Origin of the sequence: Pseudoclavibacter sp. RFBJ3 (assembly GCF_002931375.1) — a bacterium.
Classification (GTDB): domain Bacteria; phylum Actinomycetota; class Actinomycetes; order Actinomycetales; family Microbacteriaceae; genus Pseudoclavibacter.
The window spans coordinates 409,338-432,674 of sequence record NZ_PSXZ01000004.1 but is presented as its reverse complement, the minus strand read 5'-3'; the positions used below and the strand labels follow the sequence as shown (position 1 = coordinate 432,674).

Genomic DNA, 23,337 nt, shown 5'->3' with positions numbered 1-23,337 from the left:
CAATGTGAGGTATGGCCGGAGCTCAGGCTGATCTGAGGTCACCCTCGACGCCGGCCAGCTCCCGAGATCAGACGAACACCTGCACAGGTGTCGGCTCGCCGTCGGCGATCACCCAGACTCGGCGGACGACGAACCCGACTCCGGTAGGTGGGCGCTCTGCGGTCAGGAAGCTCGTCATGGCGTCCATCTGCAGGTAGGAGCCGTTGTCCCACCCGTGATCGCCGTTCGCGCGGACGTCAACGACCGTCGCCTTGGTGTGCGCGCCGTACTTCGTGACCCACGCCTGACCGTGAGCCTCGGGAACGACCGTGGTGTCGGCGCTGCCCCACAGCTGCAGGACTCGCTTGTCTGCCCAGATACCTGTTGGAAACTGCATCGGGTCGTGTCCGACCGCCGCGGCAGCGAAGGCCGCTTCGTTCTTGTCCGTGGTGGGTGCGACCCCGTACGCGGCGTTCATCGCTCGCATGTCCGACCCCGACGACGCCGCGTAGCGCGCGATGAGGTCCGTCGTCCCCGAGTTGATGATCAGATTCCGAACCAGCGGAGAGAACTCGGAGTAGGTCGCCAGCCAGTAGGCGACCAGGCTGCCCATGGACCGTCCGAGCACCGTGACGTCGGCGATCGGGACGAGCGTCATCGCCCAAGCCGCGGCCTGCTCGTAGGAGAGCCGGGAGGCGTCGCCGCCCCACCCATTTCCTGCGCCGCTCGATTCCACAACGGCCCAGTCGTTCTCCATGAACCAGCGCCGCATTTCCGCCCATGGGGCGATCTGCGCGAACTGATCTTAGGAGCCGTCATTGCCGTGCGTGTAGACGACGACCTTCGTGGCCGAGTACGACACGGGCACCATGAGCGAGGCCCTGTCCCCCATGGGGAGCGTCGTCTCGATGGCCTCGAATACGGTTCCGCCTGGGGTCGTGGGCACTATGCGGCCATGCTCGTCGCCGCCGTGCCCGACCGCCGCGACCAGGCGGTACTCGGCTTCCTCGTCGGCACCGGCATCCGCTGGGGTGAGGTCGCCGGCCTCCACCTCGACGCCTCGAACCTCTCCGAGGGCATGCTCACAGTCCGCGATGTGTGGGACGGGCAATCATCCATCAAGCCATACCCGAAAGGCCGCAGGCAGCGCCACGTGCCCGTCCTGCAGCGGGTCGTCGATCGCCTCGAGCTACACCCTGCTCCGACATGCGGACTCCCCCACAGGGCAGGCAGCGCCTGCCGGTCAGCGCTGGCCTTCCCCTCATACGACGGTGGTGTCCGCGACGACCGCAACTTCACGCAGCGCGTCCTCGCGCCAGCGTTGAAGGAAGCCGGGCTGGCCCACCTGGGCGCCAGCCTCCACGACCTGCGCCACACCTACGCGTCCTGGCTCGTGCAGGACGGTGTCTCCTTGTCACGCGTCGCCGAGCTGCTCGGGCATGCGAGCACGTCGACGACGGAGATCTACGCGCACCTCGCGCCAGTCACGAAGAAGGACGTCGAGTCCGCCCTGCCCGATCCGAGTGGCGCAAATCTGGCGCAAACTCCCGTGCTGGCGCGTGTCACGATGTTGCGCCGCGTATGACGTAATCGTCCCTCGATCAGGCCTTATGTTGCATCTGGTGTGACGACGATTCACCCCGTTTCATGCGTCAGGCCCGTTCACACGGAAGAGGTCGTGGGTTCGAGTCCCGCATCACCCACCGCGAGAAACCCCCGGCCGGCGAGGCAATGCCTCGTTCTGGTCCGGGGGTTTTTGCTTCCCCTGCGACCGTTCCGACTGGCACGATCCGCAACGGTCGGCGCACCGGTCGCACCACTCCCCCGCATCGGCTTCCGCGGAGGAGATGGCCTTAGCCTCGAAGACGAAGGTGTTCGCCTAGAGGTTCCCAGCGGGTGCTCGCATACGAACGTTGCAAACAGCACCGCCAGTCACTGGCCGACGCAGACCTGGCCGGCGGAAGCGATGCCATTCCCTTGGGCAGCTTCGCATCGGACTGGTGCCGTTCTCGTGGGTGTCGACTCCGGAGTCGGAGCGAGAGCTGGCTGCGATCTTGCTGCAGTACACCCGGACGTGAACACCGACAGGGTGTTCGTGAGCATTCAGAATCATGGGCACCCCAGACGGTCGCCCCTCAAGGCCCACTTGGCCTCTCTGCTGGGCACTTCCGTCTCTGCAGCCCCCACCGGCACTCGTGTCTGGATTCAGTCCCCGGCAGGCTTGCGTTCTGCGGATTCCTGGCTCAAAAGGCGACGCATGGTTCGCAGGGACCTGAATCCGGTTTCTTGCGCGATTCTGTAACGGTCCGATTTCGAATTATCGCTTGACCGGAGAAGCGTCCGCGCCCGGTCTACGCGCAAGCGGCGAATAAGCACTCCGACTGAATTGCCTTCATCTGCGAAAATTCGGTGCAGCTGCGAAAGGGAGATGTTGAGGTCACGGGCCAGCACCCGAACGAAAAGGCTGGATCTCGGAAATTCTCCTCGATCAGGTGGTGCGCGCGAGCGAGACGCAGATCTCGTGGCGGCTGACAGTTCGTACCCTGCTGCACCTTCGTGTCGGCGAGCGTTGCAAGGAGCAGGTCCTCGACCCCGCGCCTCCAGGAGTGGAAGCCAACCTGCCCCTCTTTGATTTGCGATTCGAAGGAGGCGTTCAAGGACGCAATGAGGACCTTTCGAAAACGGCTGGTCGTCAGGAAGGGACCTGGCGCCTGACTCTCGACCCACGCAAGCTCAACGTAACGCTCCCTTGGTATCCCTAGAAACAGACACGAGTAGGGCTCTACAGCCGAGATGCGCACCGGTCGACGCGCTGAATACGTGAAGAAGTACGGCGCAGGTACTTCTTCTGTCGTTTCTCCTCCGGCCTGGAGAAGGAGACAGCCCTTCACAACAAAACACACATGGACAAGATCGGGATCATACGAGTCCGCGTCGGTGCTGACGGCCGTTGTCGTTTGCCAGTTGCGTCGCACCAAGAACGTTCGGGTCCCGATGAAGTCCACATGGGCACGAACTGACGCTTCATCATCTTGAACACCCCAGCCCTGTTCGTGCAGCCACTGCAGGGCTTCACCATCCTTGAGACCCTGAGCATATGCAGCGAGCACTGTCACCCCGATCGTCGCGCTCAATCCACGCGCCAGACCTTCAACGAGGAGTTTGACGCCAGTCAGACCCTAGACGGCTGAACTTGTTCGGGGACGTGTGGTTGTGGAATTGGAAGCAGATTTGTATGCTGTGGCCGGTTCGTTCAGCACCTTCTCCCATAACGAGAAATCGCAGGAAGATACCGAGGTCATGGTGGGCACGACACCTGCGTGTGACCGAAGCACGACCACACTGGCCTCCTTCACGTCGTGGATCCAATGTGCACTGAACTGCAGGATGCTCGCACGGTGCGCCGAGGTGAGGATGCCGCCGCGGCGGGTTGTTCACTCGGTCTCGGTATCTCCCGCCGCCGTCATCAGCGCCTGCAGGGCCCGGTTGAGGAGCACCGCATCTTGTGGCTGGAGGCGCTCCCCCGCGGTGAGCCTGCCGATGACGTAGAGGCCGGCGATCGCCTCCTCTCGGACGTAGCGATCCTTGATCGTCCCGAAGGCGCGCACAGAAGTGCTTCCGACGTTGACGACCAGGCGCGGGCCGCGCGGCGCAGACGACTCAGATGGTGTGACGAGATCGCTGAGGAGGTCGCCCCAGGCGTCATCGCCGTCAGCTTCGTCGTCGCTGACCGCGTCGAACTCAGCGTCCCCGGAGGCGCCGAGGAAAAGCACCGGCACCGTGACGGGCGAGAACTCCCGCAGGTCGAGTGCGACCCCGAGTTGTTGCAGCACCGGGCGCGCCTGCTCCTCAAGTAACCGAGCCGCGGTGTCTCCGGCAAGCGGACGCTGAAGCTCATCGATGAAGCGCGCCGCATCGAAGGCTCGCAGCCGTGCCCCTCGAAGCGGACGCTCGACCAGACGTCGCAGGATCTCACGTCCGTAGACATAGGAGGCGTTCACGAGGGGTGTCCCGCGCGCGGCGAGAATCGGAGCGAAAGCCGTGAAGTCAGTCATCGAGGTCGTATAGAGCACCACCTCCGCGCGGCGCCGCATCTGCGCCAGGGTCTGGTAGCCCTCGTTGGTCTCCCATTTCACGCTCTGCGACACGAGATCGAGCATGTCGTCGTCGCTGACCGCCATCGCCATCAGGCCTTTGGCGTGGACATCCAGGAATCTGGAGAACCCAGCGGGATCGTTCTCAGCGAAACGCTCGATGCCTTCCCGGACCTGTAGGCCCACCTGCTCTTTGACGGCGTCGATGGTGACCGAATCTTGAAGTGCCTCGCGGGATGCAGTGAGCGGCAGATCACCGGCTTCCACGACGAGGCGTACGAAGTACGCCCAGGATGGAACCAGTTGCACGCTGCTGTCGGTGACGAACATGCCCTTCGAGTAGACAGTGTCACCGCGACGCGTGCCCACCTGACCGGGGCTATCAGCGATGAACGCGAGCCCGCGCACCCCAGCGCCGGGCACAGCGACCGGGAGGATTGCGAGTGGCCGGAATCCCAGCTCCTGGTGCGCCCAGTCCTCCATCTCCTGTGCGCTGCCCCGCCAGGGCTGTGTCCGCTGGCTGACGATCTCAGCGGGCAAGACGGGTCCGCGATGGAGGGCGACGGGCAGCTCGAGCAGTCCCGCAAAGCGCTCTGCCAGCAGTCGCACTCGATGCGGTTGGGTCCATTCCCACTCGTCGGGTCGGGCCTCTACGCGCACCTCCGTGCCTGGCTCAGCGAGGGGTTCGGTGGCGGGGCTTATCGTGAACGTGCCGTCCGCGCTACCCACCCAGCTGATCGTGGCCGCATCTGCAGTCCTGGCGCTGCGAGAACGTACCTCGATGCGGTCCGCGATCAGGAAGCAGGACAGCAGCCCGATGCCGAACTGTCCGAGATACTTGCGCCGGGTCCGAGCGAAGTCTTCTCGCTTGCTCGACGCGCCGATCGTCGCGAGCACGTCGCGCATTTCCTGTTCGGTGAGGCCAATGCCCTGGTCTCGGACGATCACCGCCCCGGAAGCCTCGTCGACGGTGATGCTGATCTGCTCTGGTGAGTCAGGATCGATCTCGTGCCGTGCGACCACCGCATCCCGCGCGTTCTGTATGAGCTCACGCAGGTAGACCCTCGGGCTGGAGTACAAGTGATGGGACAGGATGTCGACGAGTCCGCGGAGGTCGACGAGGAAGCGCTCGTCCCTCATGCTCGCGCCCCGAAGACCCGGTCCTCGTTCAGCCAACGGTCGTGAAGATGCGTGCTCCACCCGTTGTGGCCGTTGCGCTCGTCGAGACGGCGTGCGGTTCTCTCGACCTCATTCCTCAGTTCCACTCCCCGCGGGTCGTTCGGGGCTCGGTCTTGCAGCACTCGGCTCGCGGCCGCGAAGAGTTCGATTTCCGTGCAGTCACCCGCGACTGCCTCGGTGAGGAGCGCATCCACTACCGGGACGAGATCGACATCTGCGTCGGTCAACGCCTCGAGCATCGCCCAGCCGGGCAACTGCTCGATCTCCTCGGTGGCACCACCGACCGACTCGAGCAGCGCAGCCAGCTCGGTGCCGCCGGAAGGGTCACCGTCGCGCACCCGCATCCAGCACAACCAGCCTGCCGCACCGCGCCGTTGCAGCTCGTTGCCTGCTTCCGCGACGCGGATGGCCGCCTTCCGGGCGATGTCGGGGAGGGTCAGCGCCGTCTGCCGGACTGCGACGAGGTCGAGGATGTTCCGATCAAAGGGCTCCTCACCGGCAGCGAGGCTGGCGAACATGCGGTCGGTGCGTTCGCGCAGCTCCGCCAGGTCACCGTTGTGGGCGGCGATCTCCGCTCGAGCGAAATGGACTCGAGCCTCAGAGCCGCCTGTCCACGTCCGGAGCTGATCCTCGACGTCGATGACCGCCTCGACCTGCGCCCACGGCACGCTGGGCGTGGAGACACCGTCGAGGAGCGCGAGGAGGAAGGCCGAGGGCGCGAACCCGCGGTACGTGGCGTTCACCGCCGTCGGGTCGGTCGCCAGGGAGCGCTGCGCACGCTGGTAGAGGTCGACGACCTGGCCGTTGGCGCCGAGCATCGACGATTGGAGTGAGTGAAAAAGCGGGACGCAGAAGCGTGTGGTTGCGCAGCGGAGACGTTCTCCCTCAGCTTCGAGCTCGGCAGCGAGGGCATTCGTCTCTTCCATACTCGCTGTTGCCATGAGCTCACGGAATCTGTCGAACAGCGCCGTGTATCTCTCCCACAGGGACACGGGGATGCGGTCTTCGCGCACCGAGCCTGTTCTTGTGAGCCACCCAGCGGAGAGGATCAGCAGCGCACGCTCACTTGGGTCTCCCCAGGTCTCGTCGTCGTGGACCGCACTCGGCGCGGGCCGGGACTCAAGGCCCGCCCACCAGAAGTCTGCAAGCTCACGGACGTGCACGTCGGTCGCACCGCGCCGGTCGAGAGCGGCTGCGGCCTGCTGCGCGAGAACTCGGATCAAGCCACCCTCGTCCCCATCAGGGTCGGCGAGGAGCCGATTTCGAGCCACCGCGGCCAAGGTCTCCGCGTCGCTCTCGTCCAACGAAAGGTTGCGCAAGACATCGTCGACAACGAAGAGGGCCGCGTCGGGACGATGCTCCAGGATGGGGATGAGCTGGCAGGCCACGGCCTCGCGGACGAGGACTTCGATGCCCACGCCATCGAGCAGTTGATCGGCGATGGCGCGGGCCTCGGCGACCTTGCCGGAGCGGAGATGGAAGAACGCGAGCATAGCGAGCACAGGAATCGCTTCGATGCGCTGCTGAAGGTCGAGTCGACCACGGTCGATGCCCACCATCCGAAGTCGCTGCTCGAGTGTCTCGGTGGCGCGCTTCAGGTCGAAACTCGCGATGAGCGGCAACTCGATTTGGATGACACCGAGATCGTCGGCTCGCCATTCCTCACTCGCTTCGGAACGCCACCGCTCGATCCAGTCGGCTGTTTCGCGGCCATCGCCGCGGGCCGAGGCAATTGCAGCCCTGGCGACCAGGACGCCAACCGGGTCGGTGCTTCGCCTGCGAACTTGAGCTTCGACCAGATCGATGACTCGCGTGAGCTGCTCGAGTGGCAGTGTCGGGTCGTTCAGCATGGTGAGGGTACTCGTGGCCACTGCGTTGAGCATGCGGGTGACGTTGCTTGGATGAACCAGGTCGCCGTAGCGGTCGAGGTGACGCATGAGTCGAGCGAAAGCTGTCAGCGCTTCGCGAGTGAGACCGCCGTCACCGTAGGTGACGTGCAGGTCGAAGAGCGCGCTGGCGATGAGGGGCGGCAACTGCGCACGTTCACAGTCACCGATGAACTCCTCAAGCGCGTCAATCTTGCCCATATCGTTCGGGAGAGCCCAGAGGCGATGACTGCGATCGTAAAGCGCCTGGATGCGCTCGCGCTGCTCCCCCTGAAGATCCTGCAGGTCTGCGTAACCGATCATGTGGTCCTCCGAGTACGAGTACGTTTCGACGCGTTCCTTGAGCCGAATGAGATGCCTCGGATCAACCTAGCCGCTGTCGACGAGGCCGCTCGTCATGCGATACCGGTCGGCCAATCCTCACGAATCGTCGAGCGGTCACGCGACCTTCGGGGGCTCGACCACGGACGGCCCCCGAGGCGCCATGTCGACCTCGAGTCATGAGGGCAAGGGCGGTGGTGCGAGAACGGCGGGGCGCTGGCATGACGCTGCAGGCGGACCGCAAGGATCGACTGCTCGCGGGCGATTGCCAACGTCGATCTGCGATTCTCGGAACCATGTCGAGCAGCAGGCGGCCCCACGCACGCATGACTCCCCCACGACGATGAGTGCGTCCTCGGGCGCGGAGCATCGGCAGATCTATCGCGGATTGATGCGAGACCGGCGAGTGGCCGGACACCTTCTTTCGGTCTTGATCTCAACCGTGCCCCTGGGAATGCTCCCTGTCGCCGTGGTCCTGACCGTGCACGCCTGGACCGGGTCCTTCGTCATCGCGGGGTGGACGAGCGCGGCATTCACGTGCGGCACCGCAGTCGGCCTGATCGCCCAGGGGTATCTCATCGATCGGATCGGAACACGCACGACCATCACCGCCGCAGCTGCGACGTTCCTCATCGCGATCCTCACGCTCGTCCTCTCTGGCCGCTCCGCTTCTTCCTCGACGGCGGCGTTGCTCATCGCAGCCCTTGTCGCAGGGGTCTCACTCCCGGAGGTCACGACGGCGGTCCGAGTCTGGCTCGCAAGATCCTCGCTCGGCCCAAGAGAACGCGTCGCGAGCTACTCGCTCCTCGGAGCCTGCTTCCAAACGGGCCTGGTTCTCGGGCCGCTCCTCGTGAGCATGGTCGTCCTCGTCGCCAGCCCAGACGTCATCATCCTGATGATTGGGGGTATCGGGGTGCTCAGCGCTGGGTTCTTCCTGCGCATCGCTCGTCGCGGTGACGCTACTCCAGCGGCCGTTCAACCACGTGAACCCGTGAGGTGGCTCCGGGGTCCGATGCTGTCGGTTCTCGCCCTCGCCGCAGTTACGGGAACCGTCGGTGGAGTCGCAGTTCTTGTTGTCCCCCGCGTCGCCGAAGCGAACGACGCCATCGACGCCTCTGGTCTTCTGTTCGCAGCTCTCGCACTTGGTGAGGTGCTCGGTGCGATCGCCTACGGCGCCATCCGATGGTCCGCCTCTCCAAGCCTGCAGCTGGTCTCGGCTCTCGCCTTCACGGGTACTGCGCTCGCACTCTCGGCATTGACGTTGAAGAGCCTGTGGCTGTTCGGGCTGCTCCTCTTCTGCGTGGGTGCGGCAGCCGGCCCCATCGCCGTACTCCTGGCGTCAGCGACGGAGAACGCGGCCGACCCAGGCTCCATCGGAAGAGCCTCCGGTCTCCGGATCAGTGTCTCGCTCGTGGCTTCAGCCGCAGGTAGCGCGTTCGCTGGTGGCACCAGCGCGGCGCTCACGACGCCCAGCGTGCTGCTCGCTCTCGCGCTGCTCCTGGCCGTCTCTGCGCCGCTCCCGCTCCTCGCGCGACGGGTCTCTGGGTAGATCAAGGCCGTTGAGGGGCACCACTCGGCGCCCAACACGGAACACGGACGCTCCTCATAACAGGGTGACGCCCGCATCGAGATCTCCGAGCTGCCTCGGCACCTCCTCTTCCGCTTCCCGCGCGCGCCCGCCGAAAAGGGCAGTCGCCTCGTTCTAGCCTTGCAGACACGCATGTCCTCCTCCCTCCTCCGCACTCGCGCCGCTAGCGCGTTCCTTGCGATCGCAGTCACTACCGCCGTCCCCTCCCCTGCTCTGGCCGAACCGGACACCGCGCACGTTCCGATCGCACTCGACGTGGCGAAGAGCAACGTCGCGCCGCTGATCGACGCCGGATTCGCATCTCAGGTGGACGGCGCCTGGTCCGTCGACGGTGCCGCGGTCGCAGCTGCCGCTGAGGGGCTGCGGACGATCAACTCGTCCGCGACGGGCTACGACCGCGACCTCTTCAAGCACTGGTCCGACCCGGACGAAAACGGGTGCGATGCCCGCAATGACATGCTGCAGCGGGACCTCACGAACGTCGTACTCCGCGATGGAAGCGACTGCATCGTGGAACGAGGCATCCTCGATGACCCGTACACGGGCGAAGCAGTCCCCTTCACCCGTGGTGTCGCGACGTCCGGTGCCGTCCAGATCGACCACATCGTCCCGCTCGCCGCGGCCTGGACCGGTGGGGCGAACACGTGGGACGCGGCCCAGCGTGAGGCCTTCGCGAACGACCCTGTGAACCTGCAGGCCGTCGAGGGTCGCGCGAACTCCGCGAAGGGCATGCGCCTCGCCTCTGAGTGGATGCCGACCAATACCGCGTTCCACTGCACCTACCTGGCGCAGATGACGATCGTCCTCACGAGCTACGACCTCGCGGTCACCCCCATCGACCAGGACGCGATCCTCAACGGCGGCACGATCAACGGTGTCCCCTTCGCTGGCGCCGCGTCGTGCGCACTCCCAGCGGGTGCAGTCCTGGCGGAACCGAGCACGGTGGCGTCGGAAGAGCCCGCGCAGACGGTCGAGGTTATCGGCGCCCCGGAACCTCCGGACTCGACCGAGAACGCGACGACCGGCGCATCTGCGCTGCCGTGGATTCTGGGGCTCGCTGGTGTCGCCCTCGCCGCACTCGCGGCGGCTGTTCTGCAGCACCGCCGCAGGGCCTAGTCACCAGAGCTCTCAAATACTCCGTCTGCACGGCTTGAAACGTCGCGGAGAAGGCGGACGTGGCCGATACCGTGGACGTGTGAGCTTCAACTACCGGTCCTCCAATCTGCTTGCTGCCGTTCGGTGCTGGCTGGCGGCCGTGCTCCTCATCGCCGTACCGCCACTCGTCGGAGGACTCACAGTCTGGTTTCACGTCACTTCGCTGGTGATCGGACTCGCCCTCGTGGTCCCCGGCTGGCTCTACTTTGTCCGGTTCCTCAGGAACCGCCGCCAGCGCCGTCGTCTGGAACGCGCTCAGCGGATGTCCAAGCTGGCCGGACTCGACGAGTAGGCCGTTCGGCCCGCGGGACCTGTCAGCGTCGACGTTCGTCCCGGTGTTCTTGTCAGCGGGTGGGATGCTCTCCCCACGCTGTGTGCGGCGAAAGACAGTAACCGGGCCGCTCTCGCAAGATTCGCGATGGCGGCCCGGTCATGGTGTTCGATTGATGAGCGGACGTTCGTCATGTCGACGGCCCGCCGCAGCATTCGGGCGCAGTAGCCGTGAGCTGTCGTCAGCAAGCTCCCGGGGCGGTGAAGGAGAGAACGCTGATCGTCACGTACTGCCATCCATACGGCGTGCCACCCACGTAATCCAACCTTGTTCCCGAAGCGGGGACCGCACCGAGGTCGAAGGTGTCGCGGTAGAACGTCGTGGGGCTCCCCGCTGGGGCACCATTCGTATTCGCCCGGCGGAACGGATTCGCGACCGTCCCAGTCCCCGACAAGTTGCCGTAGCTCGCAACCACGGTCGCAGGTGCGTCCACGAACGCGATCACATCATCGTGGTTCGCGGTCTTATTGATGTCGTCGAGCGTGATGCGGAAGTTCGTGACATCCACCGCAACACCAGCAGCGTTGATGATCTCGAACCGGACGCGCTGGTACACCAGGTTTGCGGTACTCCCCGCCGGGAGTCGTTGGTTCAGGATGAGTTGACCGGCGGGTCCAGGAATTGTTGCGAGCTGGTCATTGTTTACCCAAGCCCGGGCGCTCTGAGACAAGTTGTAGAAGCTGGAGGCAACCCCGTGCTGCGCGTTCACGGAATTCGTCTGCGTGACGCGAACGCGGTATGCCGGTGTTCCGGTTGCGAGCGTCACGCTGCTGACAGCCGACGGGAAACCCGTCGAAGAGTTCGTGCCATTCGTCGCAACCGTGTTGAAGTCGACGCTTGCGCTGCACAGCTGGCTCGCCGAGGCATGGGGAGCTGCGACTGCGACCGCGATGACAGGCACTGACCATGCCATGCTCCCGACTACCGTTCGGCGGGGGATCTGGTTCGAAGATGTTTCGTGCACGATTTCCTTCTCGGGTGGGCAAAGCGGGGGGGGGTGGGTAATCCTTGCACCCAGGTCAAAACGTGGCACTTGGTATGAAGTGCCGCTCAGAGAGTAGGAAATTAACCGGATTTGCGGGCAAATTAGTGGCACGTTTTCGTTTATTGGCACGTAGCTGTCGCGAAACGGTAGGCCGGAGTGTGCGCAGGGTGATGACTCGGATGTGACGACGGGATTCGCGCCCCAGCGCTGCCCGGGCCTTGTATCGCGGCAGCTCATCGGAGGCTGCGAGCGGAGGACGCGAGGATCGAGCTCTTCCTCCGCGCGCTCAACCACGCACTGCGGCAGCCTCGCCCGTGCCACCCGACGAGCGTCAGGTGAGCCCCTGGAGGATCCTCACGAGCAGCAAGACGAGCGTCACGATCGTCCCGAGCACGGACACACTCGCTGCGGCGATACCCAGGCGGCGCCCACGACCGCGCGGCACGATCGCGAACACCGCCATGATCGACGCGGCGAGCTGGAACGGCCAGCCGAGGATGAACACCGGCGGAATGCAGCTGAAGTAGAGGCCGGTCAACGCCAGGAAGAGCGCGGCCAGCGCGAGGCGGGTTCGGTCCGGGCCGGTGTCTCGCCTGGCAGTCGCGGGTTCGCCTCTCGCTGCATCCGAGACCGGGAGGTGAGTCGGGTAGGGATTGCCGGGCCGAAGGGCTTGCAGGGTGCGGATTCGATCGGCGTCGAGGGTGCCATCACGTGCCCGCGCAGCATCGCTCATCGCGAGTGCGTCGTTTCCGTGTCCTGCTGCCTCGTGCTGCATGATCGCCCAGGCGAAGAGAGCTCGCTCCAGCGGGGTCGACCGTGTCGCCGTGTCGACGGTCCACGCGAAGGTGGTGAGGAGCGCGATGCCGATGAGTGCGATGAGGAGCGCGCCGCCCGGCTCATCCGGTTTGACGACGAGGAGGACGTAGCTGGCTGCAACGCTCCCGGCCCCGAGCAGCGCGGTCACGACGATCTGCGTGCCCCAGTACCCGTTGCCCGATCGGGGGCCCGCGACTTTGGTCATGGCGCGATCCTAGGCGGCTGACGCGGAGGGGCAGCTTTGCGGCCGCGCTCACAGGCACCAGGATCGTCGCCGAGCCAAGATACGTGGATGACCTTCCCGTTGTTCGGCCTCGTGCTCGGCGCCGTGGTGCTCGCGAGCGGTGTCCTGCTCCTCACCCCGCTCGGACGACGGCGTCGAACTGTTGTGGCGGTCGCGATCATCCTGTTGGCCGCGGGAGCCCTCGCCGGCCTGGAGATCACGACGATGCTCCTCGACATCGTCTTCACCTCGGATTGGCTTCCCGATCAGAATTAGCGCGTGACAGCGGCGAGACCTAGAACACTGGGCGGTCTGCCGCAGACACAACGACGGCTGCGACCACGGCGAGAACGGAGACTGCGCCAGACGCAGCCCAGGTCCACCGCGGCACGGTGCGCCGTGCGGCGACCAGGACCTGCGCGAGAAGCGCGAGTGCGGCGAGGGCGGTCACCACGGTCCCGACGATCGCTGGTTCGAACACCGCGGTCTGCTCCGTGGCGACTCCGCTGGCGCCAGGCGCGGAGTACCACGTCATGCCGATCTGGCTCGCCACGACCACCAGCGCAAGCGCAGCGGTCAGCAGCAAGCCGGACGCGAGAATGATGCGCTGAACGCGGGGCATGGCCTCAGTATGCAGATCTCTGTGGTCAGCGTGCAACGGCGCGCAGGGATCGACGTGAGCGCGTTCGCTCAGGCGCCGGCGTCTGCACGAGCGTCTCCTTCACCGTCCGGGCTAGCTCTGCCTCGGACCGCGAGGAACCAGACAATTCCGATGAGGATGCCGGCCAGAACCCCGATGCCCAGTCCGATGGCCCAGCTGTCGAGGATCAGTGCGAGGGTGACGCCGATGAGGAGCCCGAGGGACATGCCGACGCTCATCTGCGTTGATCCGTTCGCGCCACTCCTGTTGCTTCCGCGTTCTGCGTTGTCCATGTCGTATCCCTTCGTCGCTCTCCAAGCTATGCGCTCCTCGCCAGCGTGCCTTCGCCTGCGAGGGGGAGATTGCTCAGCCCTCTGCCGGAGACGCTGCTCACCCACGAGACGGAGGTCAGTCGCACGCATCTGGCCGCGGCGAGGGCGCGTACTACTCGTATGCGTACCCTCACCAGCAGGCTTTGCCGAGGCGCAGGTTCCGGACGGCGCGTACTGGGACGATGCGCTCGGCGAATTCCTCCTGCCCTACGAAGCGGTTCGAGCGTCCGCTGAACCGGATGCACTTGTTCATGGCTTTTTGACCGCCACGTACCACGCTGCGACCACGCTCGCCGACTGGGAGAGCGTCAACCAGAAAACGTAACGTCGGGCGCCAAAGCGCCGTAGCACGGGCCAGTTGAGGAGCTCAGCGGCGGGATGCCTGCGCGCGCCGCTGGTTCCAGTAGCGATAGACGAGCTCGGGATACTCGGCCATGACGTCGACGTCGGCGACCAGCTGTCCGAGCCGCGCCTCGTAGCCATCAGGGGTCAGGCCGAGCCCTCGGATCTTCTCCAGCTTCGAGACGCTGCGCTCAGGATTCGCGGTCTCGAAGTCGAGGAGCGCCCTTGCTCGTGCGGTGATCATCTCCGCAGGATAGGTGACGACATAATCAAGGCTCCAGCTCTTGATTTCCGCCACCGTTTCGTGCATGCCGGGAACCGGCATTCAGCCCTAGCCGGATACGGGACGGACGCCGACGAACTGCATCCGGTCTTCGCCGTAGAAGCATGACTGCAGCGCGAAATCACCCTGCAACCCGATGAGCGCCTCGGTCGTCTCCCAGTGCTTCGCCGTGTGCCGCACGTCGACGACCTCGAACGTGCCTGGTTGCCCTTCGACCTCGAACTGCGTGCCCACCTCCCAGTTCAAGACGATGTCGCCCCCGCAGTTGTTGTGCGCCGCGTAGACGGCTGGTACGCCGACGGTGTTCCGGTACGAGGTCATCTCGATGAAGGCCCCGTCGCACACGTCGAGTTCAGCTTGTCCGCCCTCGACGCCGAGTCGCACCGCAGGCAGCTGCACCTCAGCCGCAACATCGTTCACTGCAGCTTTGACCTGACCGTATCCGCGTTCAACCGTCGTCGGCGCGAAGAGCGACGCCGCGAGCACAGCCGCTCCAGCGAAGTTGAGGGCCGTGCCGAGCACGCCAAGAACGACATTGCCGAGTGAGCGTCGCCGGCGTCGCTGCGGCGTCGCTCGTGCGTGGGCAGGCGGCGCGGGCCGGGTGCTCGTCATGGACAGCAGTCTCCTCAAGGTCGGGCGATGCCGATTCTCCACCAGCACCTTATGGTCTCCGTGTGAACGGATGCGCGACCAGCCCGGGAGGGGCCCGTCACGCACTCATCTTCGTCTCGGCTGGTATGCGTACGGTCGTTGTCATGTCAGATCAGCACGCGAACCCAGAGTCCGAGAACGACGCCGCCCTCGACGAGACCAACGAGCGGCTCGAAGCCGAGTCGATCCAGGGCCTCGGCACCGGCGAACCGAACCAGGAACGACCCGACCAGCCGCCGACGCAGGTCCGCGAGGACGCAGCCCAGCACCGCGACGACACGATTCCGCCCGCCGGCGTCAACGGCTGAACGGTCTCACGCAAGGCCGGGTCCGCCATGGCGGGCCCGGCCTTCGTCGTCCTCAGCCCAGGTGTCACCGGTCGGCTTCACGCTCGGAGCTCAGGCCCCGGAGGCTCCACGTCGGCGGGCGATTTGTCCGGCCTCCATCCTCGCCAGCTCGGTTGCCGGAGCCTTCCGCCAGCGGTCCACTCCGCGAATTCGACCTCCCCGACGAACACCGGACCCACCCAGACGGCACCCTTCGCGTCTGACGCCGGTATGTCCTCGAACGGCGAGGTCCCCCTCGTCTCCAACTCGAGCTTGCCGAGCGCGCGCTCCAGCTCTCGGTCGCTGAAGCCGGTGCCGACCCGGCCGACGTAGCGAAGCCCCTCTGCCCCTGGCACCCCCAGGAGCAGCGAACCGATCGCACCCGCCCGGCGTCCACGGCCCGGCCTCCACCCGCCGACGATCACCTCCTGGGACCTGTGGTGCTTGACCTTGACCCAGCTGTCCGAGCGCCGTCCCGGCCGGTAGACGCTCTCGAGACGCTTCGCCATGATGCCCTCGAGCCCGAGCTCCGCACTGCTGGATAGGGCAAGTCGGGCGTCGCCCGTGATCGCCGGTGGCACCCGCAGGCCATGCGCTTCCCGCACGACCTCATCGAGCAGGGCACGGCGCTCGACGTATGGCCGACCAAGCAGGCTCTGGGAGTCGACCTCGAGCAAGTCGAACGCGAAGTACTCGACCGGCACGTCCTTCACGCCCTGTGCCACGTCCCGAGGCGCCCGCAGGCCCATCCTCGCCTGCAGCCGACCGAAGTCCGGCCGTGCCCTGCGGTCGAGCGCCACGACCTCGCCATCCACGACCACCGACCGGCCCGCCGTGCTCGCCCGAAGCGCTTCGACGACCTCCGGGTAGACCGCCGTCACGTCGTTGCCGTTCCTCGTGCGCAGACGAATGTCGTCCGGCTGCACGGTGGCGACGATTCGGAGGCCGTCCCACTTCATCTCGAACGCCCACTCCTCCTCATCTTCGAAGATGCCCTCCTCGCGAGGCGTTGCGAGCATGGGCGCTATCGAGCTCCCGGCGCCGCCTTCCTGCCCGGGGCCGTGGCGCTTCGTCTTCGGCGTCTTCGTCGAAGGGCTTCCTCGCTCCATCCGGTGCAGCAGCCAGGTGTCCTTCGCGTCGCTGCTCCCCCGTGTACGGATGAGGGCCACCCGTGTCGGCTGGCCGAGTCCGCCCGAGGCCGCACCGTGGAGCGTGACGATGACCTCCTCGCCGTCCCGCCACTTCTCGAGCTCGTAGGTGCCGGAGTCCCAGAGATGCACCTCGCCCGCCCCGTACTCGCCGCCCGGGATCGTCCCCTCGAACGTCGCGTATTCGAGCGGGTGGTCCTCGGTCTGCACCGCGAGGTGGTTCCGCGTGGTCTCGGGGGGCATGCCCTTCGGGACTGCCCAGGACACCAGCACGCCGTCGCGCTCGAGGCGGACGTCGTAGTGGAGCCGCCGCGCGTGGTGCTCCTGGATGACGAAGCTCCGCCCGTGCGAGGGGCGTGGGGCGGCCTCGGGCACGGGCTCGGTCGTCCTCGTGGCATCGCGCATCGATCGGTAGCGCAGTAGCCTGTCCTCCTGGCCCGCCTCGGCAACGGGTGCGAGTGGATCCGCGTGTGTGCGCATCCGCTCCAGCACCTCGGCGAACTCGAGCTGCCGAAGCCTGTTGGAGGCGAGCTCTCGCCACGTGCGCGGAGCGGCGACGGTCGGACGCGCGCGCCCGCGAAGCGAGTAGGGAGCGATCGTGGTCTTCGCGGCGCTGTTCTGGCTCCAGTCCACGAGCACCTTGCCTGTTCTCAGGGCCGTTCTCATCTCGCTCACGACGAGCTCGGGGTGGTCGGCCTCCAGGGCTCTCGCGAGCTCGTGCGCGACCTGCGATACCTGCTCGGAGGTGTGGGTTCCGTCGAGGGCCGTGTACAGGTGGATGCCCTTGCTGCCGCTGGTCACCGGGACCGGGTCGAGCCCCATGTCCCTCAGGATGCGGCGCGCGAGCCGCGCAACCTCGGCGCACTCCAGGAGCCCAGCGCCCTCCCCCGGATCCAGGTCGAGCACCATCCGGTCCGGATTCAGAGCGGCGCCGTGAGCCGAGAAGCGCCACTGCGGCACGTGGAGCTCCAGCGCCGCGACCTGGGCGAGCCACGTCAGCGTCGCGACATCACGGACGATCGGATATTCGTTCCTGTGGTCCCGGTGATCGATCCCCTCCCGCGGCACCCAGTCCGGCGCGCTCGCCTCGAGATCCTTCTGGAAGAAGACCTTCCCGGGATGCTCTGCCGTGCCGACGCCGTCCACCCACCGCTTCCGGGTCACCGGCCGCTGCCGGATGTGCGGAAGCATGAAGGGCGCGATCTCCGCGTAGTACGAGAGCACCTCCGCTTTTGTCGTGCCCGCCTCGGGGTACAGCACCTTGTCGAGGTTCGTCAGGGTCACCCGGTGCCCCTCGACCACCACCGTCTGCTGGGACGTCGCCATCGGCCCAGGATGCACCCGACTCCTGAGTCGTGGAACGGCGAATACACAGCCTCGGTCCGGTTTACGACGTGACTGGTCGGCTGTACTGGGCGCATGAGATCCATCTGGAAAGGCTCGATCGCCTTCGGCCTCGTCAATGTGCCCGTGAAGCTGTACAGCGCCACCGAGGACCACGACGTGCACCTGCACCAGGTCCATGACAAGGATGGCGGGCGCATCCGCTACCAGCGACGTTGCGAGGTCTGCGGGAAGGTCGTCGACTTCGAGCACATCGACAAGGCCTACGCCGAGGAGGACAGGACCGTCGTACTCACGGAGGAGGACCTGAGCTCACTGCCGGAAGAGCGCAGTCGTGAGATCGACGTCGTCGAGTTCGTGCCGAGCAGGCAGCTCGACCCGATCATGTTCGACCGCAGCTACTTCCTCGAACCCGATTCGAAGTCGGCGAAGGCGTACGTGCTGCTGCGCAAGACACTGGAGAAGACCGACAGGACCGCCATCGTGCACTTCTCGCTGCGGCAGAAGTCGCGGCTGGGCGCGCTTCGGACCCGAGGCGACGTGCTCATGCTGCAGTCCCTGCTCTGGGACGACGAGGTGCGCGAGGCGAAGTTCCCGGCCCTCGACGAACGCGTGAGGATCTCGGCGAAGGAGCTGAAGATGTCGGCGTCGCTGGTCGACTCGTTCGCGGCCGACTTCGCGCCGGATCGCTTCACCGACGACTACCAGGAGCAGCTGCAGCAGCTCATCGACGCGAAGCTCGCGGAGGGGGACGCCCTCGACACGGCGGCGACCTTCGGCGAATCCGAGGATTCTGAACCAGGCGGCGAGGTGATCGACCTCATGGAGGCGCTTCGCAGGAGCATCGACAAGGGGAAGACGACACCTGCGAAGAAGGGCGTCGCGAAGAAGACGAGGTCGAGCGCCGGAGCTCAGGGCAGGAGCGGCAAGAAGAAGGCGGGCGCGAAGAAGAACGCTGCCAGCAAGACGACTCCGAAGAAGTCCGCTCCCGCGAAGCAGGGAAAGACCAAGGCTGCGCCGAAGGCCGATGCCTCAGCCAAGCGCTCGAAGGCCGGCTCAGCGACGCGCTCGAAGGCCGGGTAGACGGGCTGCCCCGTTCACCGGGTGTTCACGTGCGCGAAGTCGCTGGGCGAGACCGTGGCGATACGGTGACCGCGACCCGTCACAGACGCACGCCCAGGAGGACACCGTGACTCGAACTTGGCAGAAGCTCCTTGCGGTGGGAACCGCGTCGACCCTTGCCGGAGGCGGCCTGCTCGTTGCCGCCGCGCCCCCGACTTTCGCGGCTCCCAGCGGCACCGAGCTCGTCATCAACGAGGCGTACGGCGGCGGTGGCAACACGGGGTCGAGCTTCTCGAACGACTTCGTCGAGCTCTACAACCCGAGCGCTTCGGCGGTGAGCATCGAAGGCTGGTCCGTCCAGTACTTCTCCGCGAGCGGCAACCTCGGCGGAGTCGCCGAACTCTCGGGCGATGTGGCACCTGGGAGTCACTATCTCCTCGCGCTGGCAGCCGGCAGCGCCAGCACCGGCGAGCTGCCGACCCCTGATTCGAGCGGCGACATCGCCATGGGCGCGCGTGGTGGCATCGTGGCTCTCGCGAGCACGACCGACGTGATCAGCCCTCCCGGAGCGGACGGCACAGGCGCGGCTGCAGTCGTTGATCTTGTCGGCTATGGCGCCGCGAGCGTCTTCGAGGGCTCAGCTCCTGCGCCGGAACTCGACAATGCTCTGAGCACGCAGCGCGCGACGACGGGGGTCGACACCGACCAGAACTCCGCCGATTTCGTCGCCTCGGCGCCGACCCCCGAGAGCTCCGCGAACGGCTCGACCACCACCCCCGAGCCCACGGCGAGCTCGACCCCGACGGTGCCGCCAAGCACGGAGCTCGCGTCGATCGCGGAGATCCAGGGCACGGGCTCGGCGTCGCCCATGGTCGACCAGACGGTGACGACCGAGGGCATCGTCACCGCGGTCTACGCGGAAGGCGGACTCGGCGGCTTCAACATCCAGACCCGAGGCGCGACCGACCCGACCGCGCACACCGCCTCGACCGGCATCTTCGTCTACGGCCCGGCAGCCGCCGCCAACGTCAGGATCGGCGATCGAGTCGCGGTCACCGGACGGGTCGCTGAGCGGTTCGCGTCGACGCAGATCAGCGCAAGCGCTGTCGAGCAGCTCGAGCGCGGGCCTGCGGACGTCGTGGAGCCCCTCTCGATCGAGTGGCCGGAGACGGACGAGGAGCGGGAGCGCTTCGAGGGAATGCTCCTCGCCCCAGCTGGCACCTACCGAGTGGCAGACAACTACGCGCTCAACCAGTACGGAGAGATCGGGCTCTCCGTCGGCGAACGTCTGCTCGTGACGCCGACGGAGGCTGGGGCACCGGGCAGCCCCGAGGCGGTCGCGCAGGCGGAGTACAACGCCGCCAACAGCGTCATCCTCGATGACGGCGCATCGACTGACTTCCTCCGTCGAGAAGGTGGCGGCCTCATCAACGCCGACATCCCGCTCCCCTACCTGAGCATCGAGTCGCCCGTCACGATCGGTGCGACAGCGAACTTCACGCAGCCAGTCGTCGTGCACTACTCCTTCGACAGCTACCGCTTCCAGCCCACATCGACGCTCACGGGCAGCAACGGCGCACCAGCCACCTTCTCCGATGCCCGCGAGCCCGCTCCCGAGCTGGTCGGCGGCAGCCTCCAGCTGGGCACGTTCAACGTGCTCAACTACTTCACGAGCCTCGGCGTCGACTTCTGCGACCCGAGTGAGAGCTACACCGATCGGGATGGCAAGCCGGTGAGCGCCAACGGATGCCTCCCGCGCGGCGCTTGGGACGAGGCGAACCTCGCGAGGCAGGAAGCGAAGATCGTGGCCGCGATCAATCAGCTCGACGCCGACATCGTCGCGCTCGAGGAGATCGAGGACTCGTCGGACTTCGGCAAGGACCGCGACGCGGCGCTCGTCGATCTCGTCACGGCGCTCAACGCGGCGGCAGGCTCGGAGCGGTGGGCCCACGTTCCATCCCCCGCAGAGGTGCCGTCCACGGGCGACGACGTCATCCGCACGGCGTTCATCTACCAGCCAGCCTCCGTCGAGGTGAGCCACCCCTCGAGCATCCTCGACGACCGGGCCTTCGCGAACGGTCGCGCGCCCCTCGCCCAGGCGTTCTCTGACCCAGCGACGGACACGGAGTTCGTCGTGGTCGCGAACCACTTCAAGTCGAAGGGCGGTTCAGGCGACGGCGACAATGCCAACGACGACGACGCCGTCGGACCCGCAGCAGCCGTCGGTGGCTGGAACGGCGACCGAACACGGCAGGCGCAGGCCCTCGTCCGCTTCACGGAGGCACAGCGCGCGGAGCACGGCACCGATCTGGTCTTCCTGACCGGTGACTTCAACAGCTACTCCCACGAGGCCCCCATGCGCGTGCTCGCGGATGCGGGCTTCACGAACCTGGGGGATGCGCGCAACCGCGCCGCTGGAGTGCCCGGCTCACCGGGTACCGAGTATTCGTACAGCTTCGGCGGCGCTGTCGGGTCGCTCGACCACATCCTGGCGAGCAACGCAGCGGAGGACGCGGTCACGGGCGCCGACGTCTGGACGATCAACGCCTACGAGCAGGTCGGCACGGAGTACAGCCGAAACAACTACAACCGCACACAGCTCTACTCGGGCGATGTGTACCGCTCCTCCGATCACAACCCGTTCCTCATCGGACTGGACTTCGCCGAAGAGCCGTCGCCGCAGCCGACGGCGACGGCGGATCCGACGAGCACGCCGGTCCCCTCCGAGCCGCAGTCGACCCCGACTCCGACTCCGACTCCGACTCCGAGCGATGCTGGTGGACCCGGTGCGTTCGAGACGCCCGGCGCAGGTCCCACGGCCCCAGGCGCACACGGGGACAGCTCGGACGATGGCCCAGGCGCGGAAGCCGAGCAGCTCGCGAGCACCGGGGCCGATCTCGGCGCACTCCTGGCTGTCGGCGGTGGGGCGAGCCTGCTCGCGGGAGCATTCGCGCTGCTCCTGAGGCGGCGCAGGGCACGAGCCTGACCTGACAGACGGGGGCCTACACGGTCGGGCTCAGCACAAGAACCGGCCGCAGTGCAGGGATGCACTGCGGCCGGCTCTCTGATGTCCGGGCCAACGCCCGAGCGTCAGGTGCTCGGTGTACTGCCCGATTCGGCGGTGGGCGTCGGCTCCCCGGTCGGCTGCGGCTCGTTGGGACCCTCGGTCGGCTCCGGGACGGGGGGATCCGTCGGCGCCGGTGTCTGTTCGGGCTCCGTCGGAGGCGTGCTGGCACCAGGACCGTCCGGGACAGGCTGGGCCGTCAGTGCCGGCGGTACCGGCTCCGACGGGCTGGGGGCCTGGGTGGGCTCGTCGTCTCCGGAATCATCCAGTGGAGGCTCCGGCGCGTTGGGGTCCTCGCCCTGCTGGGAATTGACGGCGGCGCTGTGGGAGCTCTGAGCGGCGGTGCCCTGGCGCACGACGGATGCGATGCCGCTCGTGCGCGCACGGTCATCGGCGGCGTCATCCAGTTCGATGAGCGCAGCATCGTAGGCCGTGAGGATGTCCGCCGATGCGAGCGTCACCTGCAGGCGATGCTCACGACCCAGCGCGAGCGTGCTCGTGGCCATACCGCCCACTGCGTTCTGGAGCGCCGTATACGCCGTCTGCAGCGAATCTGCCTCCGACGCTGTCGCACTGAGTGCGTCCTTGACCTGCTTGAGGGCATCCTCCAGCGCAGTCTTCTGCGCAGATCCCACCCGCTCAGCAGGCAGGCTGGCGAGCGGCTGCGCGAGCATGTGCAGGTTCACGACGTCACTCGAGTTCGCCGTCGATGCGGCAACGCTCGTCGTCTCCGGGGCGGCAACCGTGTCGATCGGCTCGGCGACCTTGGCGCCCTGACCGCTCGAGACCGTCAGCGCAGCGACCACGGCACCCACGGCGATGACGCTCATGGTCGCCGCAGCGAGCTCACCAGGGCGCTTCTTCACGAACGCCAGTACGGCGTTCGAGGTCTCCCCGTTCGACATACGGCTCCTCCGAACACGATCTGCTCTCGCGCACAGAACGCGGACAGCTCCACCCAGGGTATGGGGATCTGCGCAAAAGTCGAAGTCAGACCTGCCCGCGAGTTCAGGAAACTCAGAGCCAGATGAAGTGGACGAAGATCGAGATCGCGAGAATCGTCGTGGCGACGAGCGCGCACATGAGCTCGATGACCATGCCGAGGCCCAGCGCCTTCACTGCGGTCCAACTCGAGTCGAGAGCTGCGCGGAACTCCCGAACCCTCACGTACTCCGAGGCCACGAGACCGACGGCGAAGCCGATCGGCAGCCCGAACGCCGGCAGCACGAACAGCCCGACGATGCCGACGCCGAGCCCGATGAGCACGGAGCGATTCGGGACCTGTTTCTTGCGCAGGCCACGCCCCGTGAGCACCCAGCCGATGATCATGCCCGTGATGAGCAGAACGGCGCCGATCGCGAACGCAACCCAGACGGGCCACGAGCCGGCGAAGATCGCCCAGACGAGGAAGCCGATGACGATCGTGATGCTGCCTGGCAGCACGGGAACGATGATGCCGACGATGCCGATGATGGCGAGGACCACGGCGACGATTGCTGCGATCACAGGTGCGCTCATGCCCTCAACCGTACCGGGTTGCCGAGTCCCACCCCTTGGGAGGGCGCGCCCGGGTGAGGAACGAGAACGG

25 protein-coding genes are annotated in these 23,337 nt (G+C 66.4%); 10 read left to right on the top strand and 15 right to left on the bottom strand.

The features are described from left to right. Nucleotides 1–67: 67 nt before the first annotated feature. Both C5E07_RS05815 and C5E07_RS19445 read right to left on the bottom strand, forming a co-directional pair. Nucleotides 68–736 carry an alpha/beta fold hydrolase gene (locus C5E07_RS05815; protein ID WP_146080525.1) on the bottom strand — a complete coding sequence of 223 codons (669 nt, stop codon included), beginning with the start codon at nucleotides 734–736 and terminating at the stop codon, nucleotides 68–70. 48 nt (nucleotides 737–784) lie between these two features. Next, entirely contained in the window at nucleotides 785–925 is a 141-nt protein-coding gene (locus tag C5E07_RS19445; protein ID WP_181057833.1) for a hypothetical protein, read from the bottom strand. A gap of 9 nt (nucleotides 926–934) precedes the next feature. Here C5E07_RS19445 and C5E07_RS05810 point away from each other — a divergent pair, with 9 nt between their 5' ends. Then, complete coding sequence (locus C5E07_RS05810; protein WP_104298755.1) at nucleotides 935–1,564, top strand: site-specific integrase; 630 nt, start codon at nucleotides 935–937, stop codon at nucleotides 1,562–1,564. Nucleotides 1,565–2,184: 620 nt separating this feature from the next. Here the strand turns inward: C5E07_RS05810 and C5E07_RS19975 are convergent. From C5E07_RS19975 to C5E07_RS19165, 4 genes are all read right to left on the bottom strand, one after another. After that, entirely contained in the window at nucleotides 2,185–2,430 is a 246-nt protein-coding gene (locus tag C5E07_RS19975; protein ID WP_181057831.1) for a helix-turn-helix domain-containing protein, read from the bottom strand. Continuing rightward, a complete protein-coding gene (locus C5E07_RS19435) occupies nucleotides 2,331–3,113 on the bottom strand; it encodes a hypothetical protein (RefSeq protein WP_181057850.1) in 783 nt (260 codons plus the stop codon). Before C5E07_RS19435 ends, C5E07_RS19975 begins: the two co-directional genes overlap by 100 nt. Nucleotides 3,114–3,413: 300 nt before the next feature. After that, complete coding sequence (locus C5E07_RS05800; protein ID WP_104298753.1) at nucleotides 3,414–5,213, bottom strand: HSP90 family protein; 1,800 nt, start codon at nucleotides 5,211–5,213, stop codon at nucleotides 3,414–3,416. Further along, the gene (locus C5E07_RS19165) at nucleotides 5,210–6,070 is read right to left on the bottom strand and encodes a hypothetical protein (protein ID WP_146080524.1); all 861 of its coding nucleotides are present in this window, start codon (nucleotides 6,068–6,070) and stop codon (nucleotides 5,210–5,212) included. Before C5E07_RS19165 ends, C5E07_RS05800 begins: the two co-directional genes overlap by 4 nt. Nucleotides 6,071–6,409: 339 nt before the next feature. Between C5E07_RS19165 and C5E07_RS19160 the strand changes: the two genes are divergently transcribed. The 4 genes from C5E07_RS19160 (at nucleotide 6,410) to C5E07_RS05780 (ending at nucleotide 10,494) form a co-directional block, all read left to right on the top strand. Then, nucleotides 6,410–7,642 (top strand): hypothetical protein, encoded by a 1,233-nt coding sequence (locus C5E07_RS19160; RefSeq protein WP_146080523.1) that lies wholly within the window; start codon nucleotides 6,410–6,412, stop codon nucleotides 7,640–7,642. A 247-nt stretch (nucleotides 7,643–7,889) separates the two neighbouring features. Then, complete coding sequence (locus C5E07_RS05790) at nucleotides 7,890–9,008, top strand: MFS transporter (RefSeq protein WP_181057829.1); 1,119 nt, start codon at nucleotides 7,890–7,892, stop codon at nucleotides 9,006–9,008. A 171-nt stretch (nucleotides 9,009–9,179) separates the two neighbouring features. Further along, nucleotides 9,180–10,163, top strand: coding sequence for an HNH endonuclease family protein (locus C5E07_RS05785; RefSeq protein ID WP_104298750.1), 984 nt, complete (start codon nucleotides 9,180–9,182; stop codon nucleotides 10,161–10,163). A 79-nt stretch (nucleotides 10,164–10,242) separates the two neighbouring features. Further along, on the top strand, nucleotides 10,243–10,494 hold the full coding sequence (locus tag C5E07_RS05780; RefSeq protein ID WP_104298749.1) for a hypothetical protein: 252 nt from the start codon (nucleotides 10,243–10,245) through the stop codon (nucleotides 10,492–10,494). A 220-nt stretch (nucleotides 10,495–10,714) separates the two neighbouring features. On the opposite strand, the gene C5E07_RS19155 is transcribed toward C5E07_RS05780, so the two are convergent. Next, on the bottom strand, nucleotides 10,715–11,299 hold the full coding sequence (locus tag C5E07_RS19155; RefSeq protein WP_146080522.1) for a hypothetical protein: 585 nt from the start codon (nucleotides 11,297–11,299) through the stop codon (nucleotides 10,715–10,717). A 550-nt stretch (nucleotides 11,300–11,849) separates the two neighbouring features. Beyond that, nucleotides 11,850–12,539 (bottom strand): hypothetical protein, encoded by a 690-nt coding sequence (locus tag C5E07_RS05770; protein WP_104298747.1) that lies wholly within the window; start codon nucleotides 12,537–12,539, stop codon nucleotides 11,850–11,852. Between the two features lie 87 nt (nucleotides 12,540–12,626). On the opposite strand from C5E07_RS05770, the gene C5E07_RS05765 reads away from it, so the two are divergent. Continuing rightward, a complete protein-coding gene (locus C5E07_RS05765) occupies nucleotides 12,627–12,833 on the top strand; it encodes a hypothetical protein (protein WP_104298746.1) in 207 nt (68 codons plus the stop codon). 19 nt (nucleotides 12,834–12,852) lie between these two features. Here C5E07_RS05765 and C5E07_RS05760 read toward each other — a convergent pair whose 3' ends face one another. Together C5E07_RS05760 and C5E07_RS05755 are read right to left on the bottom strand one after the other, a co-directional pair. Continuing rightward, nucleotides 12,853–13,179, bottom strand: coding sequence for a hypothetical protein (locus C5E07_RS05760; protein ID WP_104298745.1), 327 nt, complete (start codon nucleotides 13,177–13,179; stop codon nucleotides 12,853–12,855). 68 nt (nucleotides 13,180–13,247) lie between these two features. After that, entirely contained in the window at nucleotides 13,248–13,490 is a 243-nt protein-coding gene (locus C5E07_RS05755; RefSeq protein WP_104298744.1) for a hypothetical protein, read from the bottom strand. Here C5E07_RS05755 and C5E07_RS19635 point away from each other — a divergent pair. Continuing rightward, nucleotides 13,405–13,854: a DUF5996 family protein gene (locus C5E07_RS19635; protein ID WP_308471353.1), complete on the top strand. Its 450-nt coding sequence runs from the start codon at nucleotides 13,405–13,407 to the stop codon at nucleotides 13,852–13,854. The genes C5E07_RS05755 and C5E07_RS19635 overlap by 86 nt on opposite strands. Nucleotides 13,855–13,896: 42 nt before the next feature. Here the strand turns inward: C5E07_RS19635 and C5E07_RS05750 are convergent, their stop codons facing one another. Both C5E07_RS05750 and C5E07_RS05745 read right to left on the bottom strand, forming a co-directional pair. Next, nucleotides 13,897–14,115: a DUF3263 domain-containing protein gene (locus C5E07_RS05750; protein WP_181057827.1), complete on the bottom strand. Its 219-nt coding sequence runs from the start codon at nucleotides 14,113–14,115 to the stop codon at nucleotides 13,897–13,899. Nucleotides 14,116–14,202: 87 nt separating this feature from the next. After that, on the bottom strand, nucleotides 14,203–14,766 hold the full coding sequence (locus C5E07_RS05745; protein WP_104298742.1) for a hypothetical protein: 564 nt from the start codon (nucleotides 14,764–14,766) through the stop codon (nucleotides 14,203–14,205). Nucleotides 14,767–14,909: 143 nt separating this feature from the next. On the opposite strand from C5E07_RS05745, the gene C5E07_RS05740 reads away from it, so the two are divergent. Then, nucleotides 14,910–15,113 (top strand): hypothetical protein, encoded by a 204-nt coding sequence (locus C5E07_RS05740; RefSeq protein ID WP_104328134.1) that lies wholly within the window; start codon nucleotides 14,910–14,912, stop codon nucleotides 15,111–15,113. A gap of 77 nt (nucleotides 15,114–15,190) precedes the next feature. Here C5E07_RS05740 and C5E07_RS05735 read toward each other — a convergent pair whose 3' ends face one another. Beyond that, nucleotides 15,191–17,605, bottom strand: coding sequence for an ATP-dependent DNA ligase (locus C5E07_RS05735; RefSeq protein WP_104298740.1), 2,415 nt, complete (start codon nucleotides 17,603–17,605; stop codon nucleotides 15,191–15,193). A 93-nt stretch (nucleotides 17,606–17,698) separates the two neighbouring features. On the opposite strand from C5E07_RS05735, the gene C5E07_RS05730 reads away from it, so the two are divergent. Next, nucleotides 17,699–18,706: a Ku protein gene (locus tag C5E07_RS05730; protein WP_104298739.1), complete on the top strand. Its 1,008-nt coding sequence runs from the start codon at nucleotides 17,699–17,701 to the stop codon at nucleotides 18,704–18,706. Between the two features lie 106 nt (nucleotides 18,707–18,812). Beyond that, the gene (locus C5E07_RS05725) at nucleotides 18,813–21,671 is read left to right on the top strand and encodes an ExeM/NucH family extracellular endonuclease (RefSeq protein WP_181057825.1); all 2,859 of its coding nucleotides are present in this window, start codon (nucleotides 18,813–18,815) and stop codon (nucleotides 21,669–21,671) included. 104 nt (nucleotides 21,672–21,775) lie between these two features. Here C5E07_RS05725 and C5E07_RS05720 read toward each other — a convergent pair whose 3' ends face one another. Further along, nucleotides 21,776–22,654, bottom strand: coding sequence for a hypothetical protein (locus C5E07_RS05720; RefSeq protein WP_104298737.1), 879 nt, complete (start codon nucleotides 22,652–22,654; stop codon nucleotides 21,776–21,778). Between the two features lie 112 nt (nucleotides 22,655–22,766). Further along, nucleotides 22,767–23,267 (bottom strand): DUF456 domain-containing protein, encoded by a 501-nt coding sequence (locus C5E07_RS05715; RefSeq protein WP_104298736.1) that lies wholly within the window; start codon nucleotides 23,265–23,267, stop codon nucleotides 22,767–22,769. Nucleotides 23,268–23,337 lie beyond the last annotated feature (70 nt).